Origin of the sequence: Planktothrix sp. PCC 11201 (assembly GCF_900009135.1) — a bacterium.
Lineage (GTDB): Bacteria > Cyanobacteriota > Cyanobacteriia > Cyanobacteriales > Microcoleaceae > Planktothrix.
In genome coordinates, this window is sequence record NZ_LT797711.1 from 140,244 (window position 1) to 157,129 (window position 16,886).

The 16,886-nt window shown below is 38.7% G+C and carries 22 protein-coding genes, 1 pseudogene and 1 riboswitch; of the genes and pseudogenes, 16 read left to right on the forward strand and 7 right to left on the reverse strand.

Going from position 1 to position 16,886, the window contains the following annotated elements; translation table 11 throughout:
• Positions 1–60: 60 nt before the first annotated feature.
• The 4 genes from PL11201_RS22920 to PL11201_RS22935 all read left to right on the forward strand — a co-directional run bounded on the left by PL11201_RS22920 (position 61) and on the right by PL11201_RS22935 (position 4,407).
• Positions 61–594 (forward strand): ferric reductase-like transmembrane domain-containing protein, encoded by a 534-nt coding sequence (locus tag PL11201_RS22920; RefSeq protein ID WP_079681178.1) that lies wholly within the window; start codon positions 61–63, stop codon positions 592–594.
• 51 nt (positions 595–645) lie between these two features.
• Positions 646–2,010, forward strand: a complete 1,365-nt coding sequence (locus tag PL11201_RS22925; RefSeq protein ID WP_159451572.1) for a WD40 repeat domain-containing protein — start codon at positions 646–648, stop codon at positions 2,008–2,010.
• A 109-nt stretch (positions 2,011–2,119) separates the two neighbouring features.
• Positions 2,120–3,397 (forward strand): serine--tRNA ligase, encoded by a 1,278-nt coding sequence (gene serS / locus PL11201_RS22930; RefSeq protein WP_079681179.1) that lies wholly within the window; start codon positions 2,120–2,122, stop codon positions 3,395–3,397.
• A 107-nt stretch (positions 3,398–3,504) separates the two neighbouring features.
• Entirely contained in the window at positions 3,505–4,407 is a 903-nt protein-coding gene (locus tag PL11201_RS22935; protein ID WP_079681180.1) for a prohibitin family protein, read from the forward strand.
• A 71-nt stretch (positions 4,408–4,478) separates the two neighbouring features.
• Here the strand turns inward: PL11201_RS22935 and PL11201_RS26570 are convergent, their stop codons facing one another.
• Positions 4,479–4,628 (reverse strand): CBS domain-containing protein, encoded by a 150-nt coding sequence (locus PL11201_RS26570; RefSeq protein ID WP_159451573.1) that lies wholly within the window; start codon positions 4,626–4,628, stop codon positions 4,479–4,481.
• Positions 4,629–4,658: 30 nt separating this feature from the next.
• On the opposite strand from PL11201_RS26570, the pseudogene PL11201_RS22940 reads away from it, so the two are divergent.
• The 3 genes and pseudogenes from PL11201_RS22940 to PL11201_RS22950 all read left to right on the forward strand — a co-directional run.
• Positions 4,659–4,973, forward strand: a pseudogene (locus PL11201_RS22940) (Hsp20/alpha crystallin family protein); the annotation flags it as partial.
• 234 nt (positions 4,974–5,207) lie between these two features.
• Positions 5,208–6,428, forward strand: a complete 1,221-nt coding sequence (locus PL11201_RS22945) for an HhoA/HhoB/HtrA family serine endopeptidase (RefSeq protein WP_079681597.1) — start codon at positions 5,208–5,210, stop codon at positions 6,426–6,428.
• 295 nt (positions 6,429–6,723) lie between these two features.
• A riboswitch (Glutamine riboswitch) is annotated at positions 6,724–6,812 on the forward strand.
• A gap of 37 nt (positions 6,813–6,849) precedes the next feature.
• The gene (locus PL11201_RS22950; RefSeq protein ID WP_079681182.1) at positions 6,850–7,029 is read left to right on the forward strand and encodes a hypothetical protein; all 180 of its coding nucleotides are present in this window, start codon (positions 6,850–6,852) and stop codon (positions 7,027–7,029) included.
• 163 nt (positions 7,030–7,192) lie between these two features.
• Here PL11201_RS22950 and PL11201_RS22955 read toward each other — a convergent pair whose 3' ends face one another.
• From PL11201_RS22955 to PL11201_RS22970, 4 genes are all read right to left on the reverse strand, one after another.
• A complete protein-coding gene (locus PL11201_RS22955; protein WP_339394374.1) occupies positions 7,193–8,059 on the reverse strand; it encodes an alpha/beta hydrolase in 867 nt (288 codons plus the stop codon).
• Between the two features lie 282 nt (positions 8,060–8,341).
• Positions 8,342–8,599, reverse strand: a complete 258-nt coding sequence (locus PL11201_RS22960; RefSeq protein WP_079681183.1) for a type II toxin-antitoxin system mRNA interferase toxin, RelE/StbE family — start codon at positions 8,597–8,599, stop codon at positions 8,342–8,344.
• Between the two features lie 4 nt (positions 8,600–8,603).
• The gene (locus tag PL11201_RS22965) at positions 8,604–8,855 is read right to left on the reverse strand and encodes a type II toxin-antitoxin system Phd/YefM family antitoxin (protein WP_079681184.1); all 252 of its coding nucleotides are present in this window, start codon (positions 8,853–8,855) and stop codon (positions 8,604–8,606) included.
• 65 nt (positions 8,856–8,920) lie between these two features.
• The gene (locus PL11201_RS22970; protein WP_079681185.1) at positions 8,921–9,136 is read right to left on the reverse strand and encodes a type II toxin-antitoxin system HicB family antitoxin; all 216 of its coding nucleotides are present in this window, start codon (positions 9,134–9,136) and stop codon (positions 8,921–8,923) included.
• Positions 9,137–9,640: 504 nt separating this feature from the next.
• On the opposite strand from PL11201_RS22970, the gene PL11201_RS22975 reads away from it, so the two are divergent.
• The 9 genes from PL11201_RS22975 (at position 9,641) to PL11201_RS23010 (ending at position 15,487) form a co-directional block, all read left to right on the forward strand.
• The gene (locus PL11201_RS22975) at positions 9,641–10,045 is read left to right on the forward strand and encodes a guanyl-specific ribonuclease (protein WP_079681186.1); all 405 of its coding nucleotides are present in this window, start codon (positions 9,641–9,643) and stop codon (positions 10,043–10,045) included.
• Complete coding sequence (locus tag PL11201_RS22980; protein WP_079681187.1) at positions 10,042–10,449, forward strand: barstar family protein; 408 nt, start codon at positions 10,042–10,044, stop codon at positions 10,447–10,449. The genes PL11201_RS22975 and PL11201_RS22980 overlap by 4 nt, the downstream gene beginning before the upstream one ends.
• Before the next feature lie 151 nt (positions 10,450–10,600).
• A complete protein-coding gene (locus tag PL11201_RS22985; protein ID WP_079681188.1) occupies positions 10,601–10,792 on the forward strand; it encodes a hypothetical protein in 192 nt (63 codons plus the stop codon).
• Positions 10,793–10,848: 56 nt separating this feature from the next.
• Positions 10,849–11,007 carry a hypothetical protein gene (locus tag PL11201_RS26575; RefSeq protein WP_159451574.1) on the forward strand — a complete coding sequence of 53 codons (159 nt, stop codon included), beginning with the start codon at positions 10,849–10,851 and terminating at the stop codon, positions 11,005–11,007.
• A gap of 137 nt (positions 11,008–11,144) precedes the next feature.
• Entirely contained in the window at positions 11,145–14,120 is a 2,976-nt protein-coding gene (pruA, locus tag PL11201_RS22990) for an L-glutamate gamma-semialdehyde dehydrogenase (RefSeq protein ID WP_079681189.1), read from the forward strand.
• 106 nt (positions 14,121–14,226) lie between these two features.
• Positions 14,227–14,433: a type II toxin-antitoxin system HicB family antitoxin gene (locus PL11201_RS22995; protein ID WP_079681190.1), complete on the forward strand. Its 207-nt coding sequence runs from the start codon at positions 14,227–14,229 to the stop codon at positions 14,431–14,433.
• Positions 14,434–14,566: 133 nt separating this feature from the next.
• Complete coding sequence (locus PL11201_RS23000; RefSeq protein WP_079681191.1) at positions 14,567–14,770, forward strand: type II toxin-antitoxin system HicA family toxin; 204 nt, start codon at positions 14,567–14,569, stop codon at positions 14,768–14,770.
• Between the two features lie 83 nt (positions 14,771–14,853).
• The gene (locus tag PL11201_RS27230; protein WP_144017871.1) at positions 14,854–15,153 is read left to right on the forward strand and encodes a hypothetical protein; all 300 of its coding nucleotides are present in this window, start codon (positions 14,854–14,856) and stop codon (positions 15,151–15,153) included.
• Positions 15,146–15,487: a type II toxin-antitoxin system PemK/MazF family toxin gene (locus tag PL11201_RS23010; protein ID WP_079681192.1), complete on the forward strand. Its 342-nt coding sequence runs from the start codon at positions 15,146–15,148 to the stop codon at positions 15,485–15,487. Before PL11201_RS27230 ends, PL11201_RS23010 begins: the two co-directional genes overlap by 8 nt.
• A 157-nt stretch (positions 15,488–15,644) precedes the next feature.
• On the opposite strand, the gene PL11201_RS23015 is transcribed toward PL11201_RS23010, so the two are convergent.
• Positions 15,645–16,214 carry a PIN domain-containing protein gene (locus PL11201_RS23015; RefSeq protein WP_079681193.1) on the reverse strand — a complete coding sequence of 190 codons (570 nt, stop codon included), beginning with the start codon at positions 16,212–16,214 and terminating at the stop codon, positions 15,645–15,647.
• Positions 16,214–16,699 carry a helix-turn-helix domain-containing protein gene (locus tag PL11201_RS23020; RefSeq protein WP_079681194.1) on the reverse strand — a complete coding sequence of 162 codons (486 nt, stop codon included), beginning with the start codon at positions 16,697–16,699 and terminating at the stop codon, positions 16,214–16,216. Before PL11201_RS23020 ends, PL11201_RS23015 begins: the two co-directional genes overlap by 1 nt.
• Between the last annotated feature and the right edge of the window lie 187 nt (positions 16,700–16,886).

The window sequence follows — 16,886 nt, forward strand, 5'->3', positions numbered from 1 at the left end:
GCGGAAAACGGTAATTATAGTTTGGCTTAATAGAAATATCAAGAATTAGGGAATTAAGCCATGCAACTACTTGAATTTAATCCGGTTTCCTTTGCGGCTTTCTTGGGATTTTTAGCCGTGGGGGCTTATATTCTAACGTTACTTCCGACAACTTTAAAAATTGTTTTTCCAGCGACAACAAAAAGCGGGATTCCTAAATGGTTATTAAAATATCGGCGTTGGATTGGTCTTTTATCCTTTTGTTTGGCTGTCGGTCATGCTTATATTTATTTTAAACAAAGAAATTTTGATTTGTTGGATATTAAAACCTATTGGTTCTATTTTCAAGGTGTTTCAACGTTGACCATTTTTACCTTATTGGCGATTACTTCTAATAATTGGAGTATGAAAAAACTCAAGAAGAATTGGAAGAAATTACAACAGTTAACCTATTTAGCAATGTTTTTATTGACTTGGCATATTTGGGCAATTATGGCTCATCATTGGACATATTTAACTCCAATTGGAATAGTAGCAATGTTAATTATTATTATTTTATTTCTCCATCGTCAATGGATTGTTCAGCATCAAACGAAAAAACGGGCTGCTCAGTAATTATCATCAGCAGGATTTCTTTAGTCTATAATATTAATGGAGTCAGATTCTATGTTCTTTAAACAAATTAACTGGAAAATTTCAACCGTTTTATGGGTTGCAACCGTAATGATTACAGGTGTTTATTTGAGTCCAAAGTTATCGGCATCCAACTCAACATCATCCCATCTAAAATCTGGTTTGTCGTTGACCTCTATGCAAACCTTAAGAGATGATTCAGGATGGATTTATGCGATCGCAATTACTCCTAATGGTAAAACCTTGGTGAGTGGCGGTTATGGCGGTTTAATGAAAATTTGGGATACCAAAACAGGTCAATTACAAAAAACCTTAAATGCTCACGTTGATGCGATTGAATCTTTAGCCATTAGTCCCGATGGAAATTTAGTTATTAGTGCGAGTTGGGATAATGAAATCAAACTCTGGAATCTGAAAACAGGTCAACTAATTAATACCCTTAAAGGTCATACCGATGATATTAAAACAATTGCTATTAGTCCCGATGGAAAATTACTGGCATCTGGGGGGATAGATAAAACAATTTGTCTGTGGAATTTGTCTAATGGTAAACTGATTAAAACTCTAAAAAATCAAGATTGGGTTAAATCTCTTGCTTTTAGTCTCGATAGTCATACTTTAGCAGCAGGAAGCGAAAATGGCAATATTACAATTTGGTCTTTAATGGATGAGGGAAACTATATTTTAATGCAGCATTCTGGGGCGGTTCAATCCTTAGCTTTTAGTCCCGATAGTCAGATGTTAGCCAGTGGAAGTGCTGACCATACTGTGAAATTATGGCAGTTTAAAACCGGGAAAGTTTTAAAAACATTAAATCATCATTCCGCCGCCGTTTTGTCTGTTGTTTTTAATCCTAAAGGGGATATCTTAGCGAGTGGGAGTTATGATAAAACGATTAATTTATGGAATCCGAATACGGGAGAATTGTTACACACTTTATCGGAACATAAAAATCCGGTTTGGTCATTGGTATTTAATCCTAAAGGTACGGTTTTAGCAAGTGCAAGCGGAGATGAAACTATTAAATTTTGGTCAATTAAGACCACGGAAAATCCAATTTACGCCGCTTCCCAAGCTCAAATTAAAAAACCACCTGTAATAATCACAAAATCCGAATTAATTCAACACTTAAATCAACAACTTTATGCTATAATTGATCAACGTTGGCAATCGAATTTAAAGATTAGTAATTCATTAATTTATCGAGTAACTTTAAACGAACAAGGAAAAATTATCAAGTATCAACCCTTTAACTCAGCCGCAGTTGCGGAGATGCAAAAAACCGCCCCTATTTTCCAAGCGGATACTCAATCTCAATCTCAATATGTGGCTCAATTTCAAGTGGTGTTATCTGCCGATGGAATACTTGAAGTTAGTCCTTGGGATGGGTGGAGATAGTGTCTAAATCCATAACTTTTCGGTTTTCTTTTGTTGGATGTTCCCTGAATGCAGTAAACTATGAAAATGAACCAATAATCAAAAATCAAGTAGTATTGAAAGGAAAGCCGTGTTAGATATCAAATTAATTCGGGAAAATTCAGCCGCCGTGCAAGCACGCCTAAATTTACGAGGCGAGTATGATTTGCAACCTATTTTAACCTTAGAGGAACAACGCCGCCAACTCGAACAAGAGCGAGTAGTATTACAAACCCGGAGTAACGATATTGGTAAATTAGTGGGGGAGAAAATTAAGTCAGGATGTGACCCCAAAGGAGAAGAAGTTAAGGCATTAAGAGAAGAAGGTCAACAACTGAAAATTAAGTTGAGTGAATTGGAACCAAAAGAGAAAGAAATTGATGCTCAAATCACTCAGTTATTATTACCTATTCCCAATTTACCCAGTGAATCAACTCCTTTGGGAAAAGATGAACGGGAGAATGTAGAAATTAGACGCTGGGGGGATGAATATATTCCTAAAAACCCTAATATTTTGCATCATGCGGATATTGGAGAAAAACTAAATATATTGGAATTTAAACAGGCGGTTAAAGTTGCTCAAGCGCGATTTGTAGCCTTAAAAGGTGTGGGTGCTGCTTTAGAAAGGGCGTTAATTCAGTTTATGTTAGACCGCCATACAAATAACGGTTATTTGGAAGTTATTCCCCCCTTATTAGTTAATAGTACATCCTTAACAGCAACGGGACAATTACCGAAATTTGCGGAGGAAAGTTTCAAATGTGATGCGGATGATTTATGGTTAATTCCAACTTCTGAAGTTTCGGTGATGAATTTGTATCGAGATGAGATTTTAGAAGCGGAACAATTACCGATTTATCACTGTTCCTATACCCCTTGTTTTCGTCGAGAAGCGGGAAGTTATGGCCGGGATACCCGAGGGTTAATTCGGTTACATCAATTTAATAAAGTGGAAATGGTGAAACTGGTTCATCCTGATACTTCAGAAGCAGAACATGAGAAATTAGTTCAGGATGCCGAAGGGGTTTTACAGGCATTAAAATTACCCTATCGGGTGATAGAATTGTGTACGGGGGATTTGGGATTTTCGGCGGCAAAATGTTATGATATTGAGGTGTGGTTGCCTTCAGCCGGAACCTATCGAGAGATTTCTAGCTGTTCCAATGTTAGGGATTTTCAAGCTAGACGCGCCAATATTCGCTTTAAGGAAGCGGGCAAGAAAGGTACACAATATATTCATGCTTTAAATGGTTCTGGGTTAGCCGTGGGTCGAACCATGGCCGCAATTTTAGAAAATTATCAACAACCCGATGAAACTATCCGTATTCCTGAAGTTTTACAACCCTATTTAAGACGGGAAATCCTCTAATTCGTAGTGAGCCCGACCGGGCTCTCTATCTTTAACCCTTTCAGGGGTTAAGCTGATAAGTATTTAAACCACATTTTAAAACTAGAGTGGAACTAAGGAGCCCAAAAATGCCTGACAATAATAAATTTAATCAATCGTTAATGTTGCTTCGACAAAGTTCTAATAATAAAAAATATATTTTAGGAGGTAGTCTTTTTTTTGGATTTATATTTTTATTTTTATTTATAATAATCCAAAGTCATAGGGTTATTATCAATCCCGGTGAACGAGGATTAATTGTTAATGAAGGTAAATTAGACGATAATATTTTAGATGCAGGAGTTCACTGGATTTCACCTTTTAACACTACGGTTAAAATCTTTAGTTTAAGAATCCATAAAACCGACCTTGAATCAACAGCACGCACAAAAGAATTACAACGAATCAAGACAAATATTGTCGTTAATTGGGCAATTGAACCCTCTAAATTAAAAGAAATTTATTTACAAATTGGTAATGAGGGCGATATGGTCGATAAAGTGATTACACCTGCGGTTGACGAAATTATTAAAGCATCAATTCCTGTAAGAACTTTAGAACAAAATCTTACTGAACGTGAACAGCTTAAAGAAGAAGTGAAGATTAAAGTTAAAAAACGTTTGAGTCGCTATGGAATTATAATTGATGATATTGCTTTTGTTAATTTAACGGCATCTGATGAATTTAATAAAGCAACAGAAGAAAGACAAATAGCTCAACAGCAAGCAATTACAGCCCAAATCATTGCGGAGAAAGAACTTCAAGAAGCAGATTTTAAAGCACTTAAAGCCAAAAAAGAAGCTGAAGAAATGATTAATAAAGCTAAGGGTGAAGCTGAGGCACAAAAATTGTTACAACAGACTTTAACTCAAGAATTATTACAAAAACAAGCCATTGAAAAATGGAATGGACAATATCCAACTGTTATGGGGAATAATGGGACTTTACCCATATTAAATATTGCTCCTCCTGTAGTTGAACCCTCTAAATAAATCGTTAGAATTCAGTTATTAACGATTAGCTTAAAGGGTTAGGTTACTATCACTAACCCCTAAAGGGGTAACTACGAGTTGGGTAGATAGGGTTGTAAGGCATCTTTAGTAACAGCAATATTACAAGCTAAAGCAATATGTTCTTTTTCAATAATCCCAACCACTTGACGCGGATGTTCCCGGGTAACAACGGGTAACTGGGGCAAATCTCTGGCGGCCATCCGTTCTAAGGCGACCTGAACGGGTTCATGGCTGAACTCGAAGAAACCCCCGAAGCGATTATCCTGAAACTAGAAGTTCCAGGGGTAAATCCAGAGGATTTAGATGTCCAAGTCAGTCTTGATGGGGTGGCAATTACGGGAGAACGCAAATCAACCAACCATACGGAAGAAAAAGGCGTTAGTCGTAGTGAATTCCGTTATGGAAAATTCCGCCGGATAATTCCCCTTCCGACTCGGATTCAAAATACCCAAGTTCAGGCTGACTATAAGGACGGAATTCTGAGCCTAACCTTACCGAAAGCAGAAGAAGAAAAAAACAAAGTCGTTAAAATAACCTTGGGTTAGGGATTAGCAATTAAACCGACCTTTTATTCGGGAAGGTTAAATAAAAATATTGTTAATCCAGGTCGAAATTTCTCTAAAATTCGACTATAATAGAAAAGAGGAAAGCGGATTTATGACAATATTTCCGCTTTTCTTCTTATGAATTTTTTGTTAAAATTGAGGATAGTTGCTTTGAGTATTAACGAATCAGAATCTCAGCCTAATGCTGAAAATGAGATCATTGAAAATAAAGCTATGGAGAAAATACAGCCAAAAACTATTACCATTAATTCCGTAATTCGTTATCTTTTGGTTGCAGTCTTGAGTGTGGGTTTAACCTTAATAAGTATTCAGATTTTCCCACATTTTTTGATCACTTCTGCCCAAGCCGAACCCATCCCAACCCAAACTCAACCTCCAACAGTTACCGCCATTTCTAACCCAAATTCTTTGGGAAATTTTGTCTCAGTGGCGGTGAATCGAGTCGGGCCTGCCGTAGTGAGAATTGATACAGAACGTACGGTTTCTGCTAATATTCCTGATCCTTTTTTTGATGATCCTTTTTTCCGCCGTTTCTTTGGGGAAGGAATGCCCCAATCTCCCCAAGAATATCAACAACGGGGACAAGGTTCGGGATTTATTGTTGATAGTAGTGGGATTATTTTAACCAATTCCCATGTGATTAAAGGAGTCGATAAAGTTACCGTTACCCTCAAAGATGGTCGTCAATTTCAAGGAGAAGTTCGTGGTAGCGATGACCCTTCAGATTTAGCCGTTATTAAAATTAATGGTAATAATTTACCCGTTGCTCCGTTAGGGAATTCTAGCGAAGTTGAAGTAGGAGATTGGGCGATCGCTTTAGGAAATCCGTTAGGATTAGATAATACTGTGACTCTGGGAATTGTCAGTACCTTAAATCGTCCTAGTTCTCAGGTGGGAATTCCTGATAAACGATTAGATTTTATTCAAACCGATGCCGCCATTAATCCCGGGAATTCTGGGGGGCCCTTATTAAATGATAGAGGAGAAGTCATTGGGATTAATACTGCGATTCGGGCCGATGGTCAAGGGATTGGTTTTGCTATTCCGATTGATGCGGCTAAAGCCATTGAAGGTGCTTTAGTTCGAGGGGAAAAAATTGCCCATCCCTATATCGGGATTCGTATGGCAACCTTAACGGCGGATATGGCAAAACAACTGAATAATGACCCTAATTCCTTAATGTTAATTCCTGAATTTAATGGGGTATTAGTGGTACAAATTATGCCGAATAGTCCGGCGGCTAATGCGGGTTTACGCCGGGGTGATGTGATTACAGAAATTGATGGACAAGCTATTATTAGCGCCGACCAATTGCAGCGTTTGGTGGAAAAAAGCAAAATTGGTCAACCCCTGAAAATTACTCTCCATCGCGGACAAAAAACCGAACAAATTTCTGTCCGTCCAGGTCAACTAGATGAAGCGGCCTTGCGTTAATGATTGTGGCTTTTCTCTAACAAAAAAAATGCACTCTTTCTGAATAAAGTTGAAGGAAGGGTGCATTTGTCAGGAGAAAAATTTTAAATATTTTTTTGAGGAGCAAACTCGGTGTTCCTATTATAATCAATTTATGGAATATTGAGCAACAAGATATCTCATCGGACAGATGTAAAAGCAAAGATTGAGATTGGTACCAGAGATAGAGCAAAAAACGTATAATAATGATGTAAAATTAGCATAAGATAATTTGATATTAATTAGATTTAGTGTTAGGATCGGAAAGAGTAGTGAAATCGTTCATCTCTTGGTAGTCTTTGATTCTCGCATACCAAAATAACTACTAAAAGACGGAAGTAGGGAGTTCTCCCGAAGGAACGCGCCTGTCTTCACTGCGAGTTGAAACAGGAGGCGAAAAACCATGACTTTAAGTAAAGAAACTGTGCGCGAAACTTCTTCAGAGGATATTCCAACCAGTGAAAGTTTCGATTTTGATTTGTGGGCGACAAAAGTGAAACGTCAGCTTGTAGCGGCATTAAATCACCAAGTAGCTCCCGAACTTTCTCAGAACGATGCTCAAACAACCCCATCCGAATTATAAGGAAATCGGGTTCGAGGAAAACGGTTAATCTCAATTTATTGAGTTTTATACTATTTTCTATTCGATAATATTATTTGTAGGGGTGGCTTATCAGTCACCCTTACCTGTTTTGAAACTGGCTATGTTCCTGTTCCCTATTCCCTATTCCCTGTTCCCTACTATATCAAGTTAAAAATTCTTGTACTGTTTCCCAATATTGATTCCCTCCAACCTGTCTAACATTATTATGACCCGCACCCGCAACAATTAAAAGCTGCTTCGGTTCTGTGGCGGCGTTAAATAGGTCTTCACTCATGGTTTTGGGAATTAACTCATCTTCGGTTCCATGGGTTAATAATATTGGCATTTCTAAGGCAGAAATTTTAGCTAAGGAGTCAAATTTTTGGGTTAAAATTAAATCAATGGGAAACATCCAATATCTCTTTTTATAATCAATCATTTCTCGAATATTAGTAAAGGAACTTTCAATAATTAATCCAGCAATTTCAGGATGTTTGCAGGCTAAATCAATTGCGATCGCTCCGCCCAAAGAATGACCAAAAACATAAATATTATGGGGATTAATTTGGCGTTCATTGACTAAATAATTCCAGGCAGCTTCTACATCTTCATAAACTGTTTTTTCCGAAGGAAAGCGGTCGGTACTGCGCCCATATCCCCGATATTCCACTAATAAAACCGATAAACCCATTTGGTGAAATTGTTCCGCATATCCCACATTTGCCCCGATAGTATTGCGGTTTCCATGTAAATCAATAATCACTTTTTGATTAGGATTAGTTTCTGAAGGAATCCACCAACAATGTATCATTTCTATTTTTCCTGAAGGAGTGGGAATTGTTAACTCAATATCTTGATAAAATAAACCCACATCATCCGGGGTGATGGAAATTAAATGAGAGGGGAAAAAAATAAATCGGGTTTGTTGAAAAAACATAAATAGACAAGCAGTTAAATAAGCGATCGCACCCACCACTAAAAGAGTTAGTCCTCCTTGAAACAGAATTATTAAAATTGAATGTAACATCATTTTAACCCCTCCCATTCTGAATAGAATCACCTTTTTTAATCTTTTTTATCTCTTAAATAAGTTAAGTTAAAAAGAGAAAAAAGGGTCTTTGCACACAACCCTATTCTTTTCGGTGGAGATCAACCCATTTCCGCTTAATTTCGCAAGAATTTTGAACAACCCATTTCCACTCTAACGAGAGATGCTTTCTTCCCTTTTTTTAAGGGAGGTTAGGGGGGATCAATTATTAATAACCTAATGGCGAAACAGTGCAACAATAAAAAGTTAAGTTGATCACCACAATTAATCGCCGTAATGGGTTTTTGTTCTAATTATAAAGACCACTTTATCGGTTTCTAAAATTTCATAAACAATTCGATCTTTACGGTTGAGACGATAAGAATATAATCCCTCTAGCTGACCTTTAAGCGATTTTCCAAGATAAGGATTTTTAGAGATAATATCTTGCAAAATTTGCTTTAACTTTGCTTTTTGCTGGGAGGTCAGTTGAGCAATATCTTTCTGAGCAGATTTAGAAAATAAGATTTGATAATCTGCCATAGTTTTAATCCAGAAGTTGATCCATTGTGAAAACTTCCCCCTGATGATATTCTTGACGAGAGGCTTCAATATCAGCAATTAAAGTTTTATCTTGAAGTAGTTCGGCGGTTTCTATCCAGCTTTCTAATTCTTCTTGACTGATGAGAATGAAACTTTTATTTTCCTGAACAATAACAACTCCTCCCGGTTCCGTACTGGCTTTTTCTAAAACTTCACTGAAGTTGTTTTTAGCATATTCTCCTGTCACATGATACATGGTTTAACCTCTTTGTTAAGTTCATAAATAACGGAAAGCGATATTTAACAATATTATGACATACTTCAATTCTGTTGCATAAAACCCGCTTCTTCCAAAACAATGCTTAATGTTCCCATTATTTCGCATTCTTCAAAAAAAGCTTCTAATGCTTCTTGAACAGATTGTTTTGCTTCTTCCAGGGTTTCACCAAAACTAGAAACATCTAAATCAGGACAAACGGCTACATAAAAATTACCTTCTTGAAATATTTCTAGCCGAACTTCAATGTTTTTTAGCATAGTTTTCTGAATCACCTGCTATTATATTAAGTCAATAGGTTTAGTTTAACACTATTAATTACCCAACAGCAAAATAGTTCCACAATGATCCACCAATAATGAAGCGAATTTGTTGCTATCATAGGAGATAAGCTGTTGAGCATTTAAACTGTATATTTTAGAGGCTGAAACCCCTTACTGGCTTGGATCGTCTCGAAAATTTAGATAATTAACAGCTTATTGAGAATCTCCAAAAGATGAATGATGAGCTTACAACTTGAAAAGATTACCACTAAATTCAGATCTATTTGATGCTTATGGTTGAGTCGATAAGAATATAATCTCTATTTTAAAAACAGGTAGGGTTTGTCTGATCACAACAACGAAATATTGCTTAGTGGTATTGTTGATAATATCCCAATACCTCGTAGGGGCGAGGCGCGCCTCGCCCCTACAGGGTTATGAGAGATGCCCAAAATCATGATATGATTTTAATAATATTTAGGAGGTATTGAATCAAAAATTATGTCTTTTTTGAGAAAAGGATTAATCTTTTTCCTGACTTATTTAGTCTGTTTTACCGTTACGATTACCTCTCATTTTCACCTTTCTCCCGTTTCTGCAACGGAAACCCTGATCGTTGCTCAAGTTCCGACGGTTAACTTGAGTCAACTGCCACCGGAAGCCCGAAATACTTTAAAATTAATTGATCAGGGCGGCCCTTTTCCCTACCCGGAAAAAGATGGATCAACTTTCTTTAATCAAGAAAAATTATTACCCTATAAACCAAAGGGTTATTATCGAGAATATACCATACCCACTCCCGGGATAGGACATCGGGGGGCAAGGCGTTTTGTCGTCGGGAGTCAGGGGGAAATTTATTACACCAGCGACCATTATCAAAGTTTTTTTAGGGTTTTAAGACAATGAATCAAATATTAGATCTGATCCAGGGCAAAAGTCAGCCCAATATTTATCAGTTTCCCTTAGATATTTCGCCCGAGGACTTATCTCAACTGTGTCAAGAATATGACTGTCAGTTATTTTATTTTGACGGAACTTCAATTAACAATAAAGCTGATTTTCTGAACACCGCTAGCATTGTAGTCAATTTACCGGAATATTTTGGCTATAATTGGGATGCTTGGCAAGATTGTATTACGGATCTGAGTTGGTGTGATGCTTCATCCTATTTGCTTGTTTATGATCAATGGCAAAATTTCGCCCAGGATCATCCGAATGATTGGCAAATATTAAACGATATTTTTTCAGAAGCGATCGCCTATTGGATTAAGAGAAATAAGCAATTTTATGTATTATTAATCAGTCCTTAATTACCCTCGTTGCCAGACTCCACCTAGCAATGCTATTTTGCAGGTTCCGCCTGCTGTTTACATTCCCAGGGGAAATAGGGAAGACATAATGATTGGGTTTATGTTATCGTTTATAATTAGTAGATACATTAGTTTACTCAGGAGAGTTGATATGATTGTTGTTGATATAGACAATATTAGAGATACAATTAAGGAGTTAACAATTTCCCTGCAATCATACCCTGATGATTTTCTGGGATTTTATCAGAGGATTAACAACAGTATTTCTGCTGAAATCAAGACAATTAAACAGTTACATGGGATTGATTTAATTATTGTTGATGCCTATTTTTCATGTTTTTAACTATAATGATATTAAACCGGACTTAATACAGGAATTTAAACAGGGAATTATTGTCTATGAGTGCGAAGAAAATTTATCAAGAAAAGTTTCTCTATCCTGAGTTTCAATCTGATGATACTTATAAAGCACCTCAAGAGCAAATTACCATAACTCAGGCTAGATTATTAATTCAAGATGTTGATAGAATTGTTAATCAAATTATAAATCTAATTTAACACTGTAAATCCAGTCACCCTTTTAGACGTACAATAGAAGAAATGAACCTAAACACAATTGAGGGGAAATAATTGTCAGAACTTCCTGACATTTCCCCTCAATTCTTATGCTGTATCTTAATTGGAGACATTCAACAGTGGTTGCACAATACCCTGACACCTACGAAGCCAAAACCCTAGAAATTGCTAAACAATTACTGGTGGCGACCCAAGAAAAAAAACGCTCATTGTTCGGACAGTTACAAGACCAAATGCGCTTAGATGATAAGCTCCTTGACTGGACAATGGCAAACCCAGGTTTACGGGTACAATTATTTCATTTTATTGACTGTTTACCCGCGTTACGGAGTAAATCCGAAATAGCGGCACACTTGCAAGAATATTTGACAACGGAAGCAGTCGAACTTCCCGATATGTTAAAAAAATTACTCAACTTTGCCAACCCCGACTCCGTACCCGGACAACTGGCGGCGACCACCGTAGCCCCGGCGGTGGAAACCTTAGCCCAAAAATATATTGCCGGGGAAAATATCCCCAAGGTAATTAAAACTTTAGAACAGTTACGCAAAGATAAAATGGCGTTTACTGTTGATTTATTAGGGGAAGCAGTCATTACGGAAACTGAGGCACAATCCTATCTCAATAATTATTTAGAATTGATGGAAAAACTCAGTGAGGCTGCTAAAAAATGGCAAAATATTCCCCAAATTGATCAAGCCGATGGTGACCCCATTCCTAAAGTGCAAGTTTCGGTTAAATTAACCGCTTTTTATTCCCAATTTGATCCTTTAGATGCGAAAGGCAGCGAAGAAAAAGTCGGTGAACGTATCCGTATTTTATTACGGCGGGCGCAGGAATTGGGGGCGGCTGTTCATTTTGATATGGAACAATACGCCTATAAAGATTTAACCTTCAGCATTTTAAAAAATCTGTTGATGGAATCAGAATTTCGCAGCCGTACCGATATTGGGATGACGGTGCAAGCCTATTTACGAGAATCCCAAAAGGATTTAGAAGGGATTATAGAATGGGTGAAATTACGGGGATATCCGGTGAGTGTGCGACTGGTGAAAGGGGCTTATTGGGATCAAGAAACGATTAAATCGATGCAGAATGACTGGCCCCAACCCGTTTATAATGATAAGGCGGCGACGGATGCTAATTTTGAACGGTTGACGAAATTGATGTTAGAAAATCATCAATATATTTATTCAGCTATTGGTAGCCATAATGTCCGTTCTCAAGCTAGAGCGATCGCCATTGCAGAAACCTTAAATGTGCCTAGTCGTGCCTTTGAAATGCAGGTTTTATATGGCATGGGAGATCAACTCGCTAAGGCATTAGTTCAGAAAGGATATCGGGTGAGAATGTATTGTCCTTATGGGGATTTACTACCTGGAATGTCCTATTTAATTCGGCGGTTATTAGAAAATACGGCTAATAGTTCTTTTGTGCGCCAAAGTTCAGAAAATCGCCCAGTTGAGGAGTTATTATCTCCCCCGAAAGATAACCCGAATAGCAATATTTTTGAGACTTGGAAACCCGTATTTCCTAATTCAGCCGATACGAACTTTTCTAATGCTGCTTTACGCGATAAAGGGGTGCGGGCTTTAGAAATTGTCCATAACCAATTGGGACAAACCTATAACCCCTTAATTAATGGTCAATATGTCAATACCGCCCAAATGGTAGACTCGTTAAACCCCTCCAACCCCTCGGAAATTGTTGGGAAAGTCGGGTTAATTACTGTTGACCAAGCGGAAACCGCTATTCAAGCCGCTAAAGCCGCATTCCCCGCCTGGCGGCATACCCCCGTGCGAGAACGGGCAGGTGTGCTACGCAAAGCCGCCGACCTGTTTGAACAACGGCGGGCGGAGTTCAGTGCTTGGATGGTCTATGAAGTGGGTAAACCCCTGCACCAGTGCGATGCTGAGGTATCGGAGGCGATTGATTTTTGTCGCTATTATGCCGATGAAATGGAACGGTTAGATCAGGGCTACCAGTATGATACTGCTGGCGAAACTAACCGTTATAACTATCAACCCCGCGGGATTTCTCTGATTATTTCCCCCTGGAATTTCCCCCTGGCGATTCCCGTGGGCATGACGGTAGCATCTTTGGTAACGGGTAACTGCACGTTACTCAAGCCTGCGGAAGTGTCATCGGTGATCGGTGCTAAAATTACGGAAGTATTGGTGGATGCAGGTGTGCCACCGGGTGTGTTCCAATTTGTGCCAGGGAAAGGCTCAACGGTGGGTTCCTACATGGTACAACACCCGGAGGTTCACATGATTACCTTCACGGGTTCCCAGGAAGTCGGGTGCCGCATTTATGCTGAGGCGGCACTGCTGAAACCCGGACAGAAACACCTGAAGCGGGTGGTTGCCGAAATGGGGGGCAAAAACGCCATTATTGTCGATGAGAGTGCCGACCTTGACCAAGCGGTGGCGGGGGTAGTCTATTCTGCCTTTGGGTATACGGGGCAAAAATGTTCCGCCTGTTCCCGGGTGGTGGTGTTGGAACCCGTTTATCAGGCGTTTGTTAACCGTTTAACGGAGGCGGTACGGTCTTTAAATGTGGGAGATGCGGCGTTATTAAGTACGCAAGTGGGGCCAGTGATTGATGCCAATGCTCAACAGAAGATTAAGGAGTATATTGAGATTGGTAAACAAGAAGCAGAATTAGCGATCCAAGTGACTGCACCGGAAACCGGTTATTTTGTCGGGCCAACGGTATTTATTAATGTTTTACCGACGGCAAAAATCGCCCAAGAGGAAATTTTTGGGCCTGTTTTATCCGTGATGAAAGCACAAAACTTTGAGGAGGCTTTAGATATTGCCAATGGGACTAATTTTGCTTTAACCGGGGGTTTATATTCCCGAACTCCCTCCCATATTAGCAAGGCTAAAGCGGAATTTGAAGTGGGAAATTTGTATATTAACCGAGGCATTACGGGGGCAATTGTTTCCCGTCAACCCTTCGGTGGGTTCAAACTTTCTGGCGTTGGTTCTAAGGCGGGGGGCCCGGATTATTTATTACAATTCTTAGAACCCCGTCACATTACTGAAAATATTCAACGTCAAGGTTTTGCCCCCATTGAAGGGATGGAATAACCCCACCCTAACCCTCCCCTTACTAAGGGGAGGGAAGAAGATAAGGCGATCGCTTTTTTTTAAAGGAGCGATCGCGCTATAATCATAAAAAAAGGAGGAAACCCTAATGAGACAAGTGATCATTTATCCGGGTGAAGATGGCTATTGGGTAGTTGAATGTCCGAGTTTACCTGGCTGTATTAGTCAAGGAAAAACTAAAGAAGAAGCATTAACAAATATTAAAGAAGCGATTGAGCTTTATATTGAAGTGTGTCAAGAAAAAGGGCAACTTCTGCCAGAAGATCCCTTTGAAATTATGGTAGTAGCGGTATGAGTAAATTACCGATCATTTCTGGTCGAGAATGTGTGAGAGCATTGGAAAAAGCAGGTTTTTATATTAGACATCTCCGAAATAAAAATGGGGAGGGATAGCAAGATGGTAAAATTTGATTTTACCCCAAGGAAAGATGACTAAATTAAGAGGCTATCTGGACAAGAATCCCCAGCAAACAAAAAGGCTATTAGGGATGGAATATGAACAGTTGATAGAACTAATTCAAGCCGCGGAGTTATTAGAACAAGAAAAACGACAAGAACTCGATAAAGGAACCTTGCGATTTATTATTAGAGCTTCAGGTTTAACAGTGGATGAATTTATTAGCTTGTTATAGATTAAATATCAATTAGCGATCGCTCTTTTTTAAAGGGCGATCGCGCTATAATTAAAATAAGATTATTGAGGAATTGAAAGAATATGAACCATAAACTCATCGATTCTTTAGTTCAAATCATTTCTTCATTAACACCAGAAGAAAGACAAAACCTAGAAAAACGATTAGCCAGTCAAAAACCCCCAATTCAAAAGTCTTTTATTTCCATTAAAGATGATCCTTGCGTGGGAATGTGGAAAGATCGAGAAGATTTACAGAATTATAGTGAACCTAATACTCAAGAATGGCTTCATGCAGTTGCTAACAATCCCGCCTTTGACTTTCTAAAAAACCCTGAAGAAGATATTTACACCATTACTGATGGAAAGCCGTTTTATGACTAAAGGTAAAGTTGTATTAGTGCCTTTTCCATTTGATGATTTATCTGCAACAAAAGTCCGTCCTGCGGTTTGTCTTACCAATCCAATTGGGCAGTATAATCATATTATTTTAGCGTTGATTACCAGTACAATTCCGACTAATATAACAGAATCAGATGTTTTACTAAATACAGATCACCCTGATTTTAAAGCCTCTGGGTTACACAAACCTTCAACGATCAAGTTAGATTTTTTAGTCACAGTTCGATCATCTATTATCTTGCGTGAACTCGGTCAATTATCCGAAGATACACAGGAACAAATTACCCTAAGACTGTATAAGTTACTGTCTGAATAATACAGAATATATCTTGTAGATGCTTGTTGTTGCGCTTCAGCGCACTAACAATAACTTTTTTTAAAAGGGCGATCGCAATTCATAATTCAACTCTGCTTAAATACAAATGAGAATTGTCAGCCTTGCCGCACTAAAGTGCTACTACAAGCATTGATCGCTAAATCCCATAACACAACTCCCTTAACCTACTCACGGACTGCGGAAGTCCTTGTTTTAGAAGCGTGTCCAGATATTCATCAGGTGTTTTAGGTGGATTTTTGAGTCTCATTCGTTGTATTTCGGCTGCTGTACAGATTATTGCTGGGTTCAAGTCGAGTAACTGTAGAATAAACTCATCGGGGTGCTGCGCTTCAACATCATATTGTTGAAGTGCTTGACTGGGAAAATCATCAAGATTAAAAGTGACAATTACATCAGCATTACAACGAATGGCAGCAGCAAGAACATGGCGATCATCTGGATCAGGAAGTTGTAATGCTGGTATCAGGTCTTCGTATCCTGTAACCAGGCAATCTCTAACATGAGAATTCATCAGAGTTTTAGTCCTGGTAAGCTGTTCAAGTGTCAGATCAGGACGATTTTTGAGAACATTTCTGATCCATTCATCGTGAATAGCATCTGTCCAAAGTGCCTTAAATAAGTCAGTAATGGCAAGTTCCATTAAAAAATCACGAAGCGGTGCTGGATATAAAACACAAGCATCGTAGACAACGGAAAAATTAGCCACTACATGACTCCTTCGTATCCCATATTCAGTTCTTGAGCTTGAGTAGTAAGCTCATCAAGCGTTTCCCTTCGTGCTGCATCAACTCGATTTTTGTAGTCCATTAAATCTTGGTAACGCACCCTTCGCCGCGTCCCCACTTTACGAAAAGGGATTTCTCCAGACTCCAGCATTTGCACTAAATAGGGACGGGAAACATTCAAAATGTCAGCCGCTTCTTGGGTCGTGAGTTCTGCGTGAATTGGAATCAGCGTTACAGCATTTCCCTTCGCCATCTGTGCCAAAATCTCACGCAGTAGACGAAAAGCTTCAGCAGGTATAACAACAACTTCATCTTGGCTGTCATCTTGCACCAGCTTGATGGTACGGGTGCATCCATCTTGGTTCTTGATGTACCGTGCCAAAGACAGGCTACTGGCTTGTGCAAGAGTAGCTTCTTCTTCCGTAGGTAGAACAGACCGCAAGTTGGGAGTCTCTGTAAGTGTCATTGATTCAGCCTCTGACTATCTAATATAAAGGTTTGCGTTTACTACAAAAGTGTCTCCAACTTCTACAAACGAGAGGTCGGATAGAATTGGCTATAACCTATGTTAGCAATTTTGCGAAATAAACGCAATAAACAAAATGAGCGAAATTAGTCTGGCTTTTGCTCTCGCCCCCATCCGCTTGCCACCA

What these genes read in the sequence shown, in the direction of transcription:
- PL11201_RS27230 (WP_144017871.1), top strand. Translation starts at nt 14,854, where the DNA reads ATGAACCATAAACTCATCGATTCTTTAGTTCAAATCATTTCTTCATTA.
- PL11201_RS23000 (WP_079681191.1), top strand. Translation starts at nt 14,567, where the DNA reads ATGACTAAATTAAGAGGCTATCTGGACAAGAATCCCCAGCAAACAAAA.
- PL11201_RS22920 (WP_079681178.1), top strand. Translation starts at nt 61, where the DNA reads ATGCAACTACTTGAATTTAATCCGGTTTCCTTTGCGGCTTTCTTGGGA.
- PL11201_RS26575 (WP_159451574.1), top strand. Translation starts at nt 10,849, where the DNA reads ATGAGTGCGAAGAAAATTTATCAAGAAAAGTTTCTCTATCCTGAGTTT.
- PL11201_RS22985 (WP_079681188.1), top strand. Translation starts at nt 10,601, where the DNA reads ATGATTGTTGTTGATATAGACAATATTAGAGATACAATTAAGGAGTTA.
- PL11201_RS22965 (WP_079681184.1), bottom strand. Translation starts at nt 8,855, where the DNA reads ATGTATCATGTGACAGGAGAATATGCTAAAAACAACTTCAGTGAAGTT.
- PL11201_RS22970 (WP_079681185.1), bottom strand. Translation starts at nt 9,136, where the DNA reads ATGCTAAAAAACATTGAAGTTCGGCTAGAAATATTTCAAGAAGGTAAT.
- PL11201_RS22945 (WP_079681597.1), top strand. Translation starts at nt 5,208, where the DNA reads ATGGAGAAAATACAGCCAAAAACTATTACCATTAATTCCGTAATTCGT.
- PL11201_RS22955 (WP_339394374.1), bottom strand. Translation starts at nt 8,059, where the DNA reads ATGATGTTACATTCAATTTTAATAATTCTGTTTCAAGGAGGACTAACT.
- PL11201_RS23010 (WP_079681192.1), top strand. Translation starts at nt 15,146, where the DNA reads ATGACTAAAGGTAAAGTTGTATTAGTGCCTTTTCCATTTGATGATTTA.
- PL11201_RS26570 (WP_159451573.1), bottom strand. Translation starts at nt 4,628, where the DNA reads ATGGCCGCCAGAGATTTGCCCCAGTTACCCGTTGTTACCCGGGAACAT.
- PL11201_RS22995 (WP_079681190.1), top strand. Translation starts at nt 14,227, where the DNA reads ATGAGACAAGTGATCATTTATCCGGGTGAAGATGGCTATTGGGTAGTT.
- PL11201_RS22960 (WP_079681183.1), bottom strand. Translation starts at nt 8,599, where the DNA reads ATGGCAGATTATCAAATCTTATTTTCTAAATCTGCTCAGAAAGATATT.
- PL11201_RS22950 (WP_079681182.1), top strand. Translation starts at nt 6,850, where the DNA reads ATGACTTTAAGTAAAGAAACTGTGCGCGAAACTTCTTCAGAGGATATT.
- PL11201_RS22980 (WP_079681187.1), top strand. Translation starts at nt 10,042, where the DNA reads ATGAATCAAATATTAGATCTGATCCAGGGCAAAAGTCAGCCCAATATT.
- PL11201_RS22935 (WP_079681180.1), top strand. Translation starts at nt 3,505, where the DNA reads ATGCCTGACAATAATAAATTTAATCAATCGTTAATGTTGCTTCGACAA.
- PL11201_RS22925 (WP_159451572.1), top strand. Translation starts at nt 646, where the DNA reads ATGTTCTTTAAACAAATTAACTGGAAAATTTCAACCGTTTTATGGGTT.
- PL11201_RS22975 (WP_079681186.1), top strand. Translation starts at nt 9,641, where the DNA reads ATGTCTTTTTTGAGAAAAGGATTAATCTTTTTCCTGACTTATTTAGTC.
- PL11201_RS23020 (WP_079681194.1), bottom strand. Translation starts at nt 16,699, where the DNA reads ATGACACTTACAGAGACTCCCAACTTGCGGTCTGTTCTACCTACGGAA.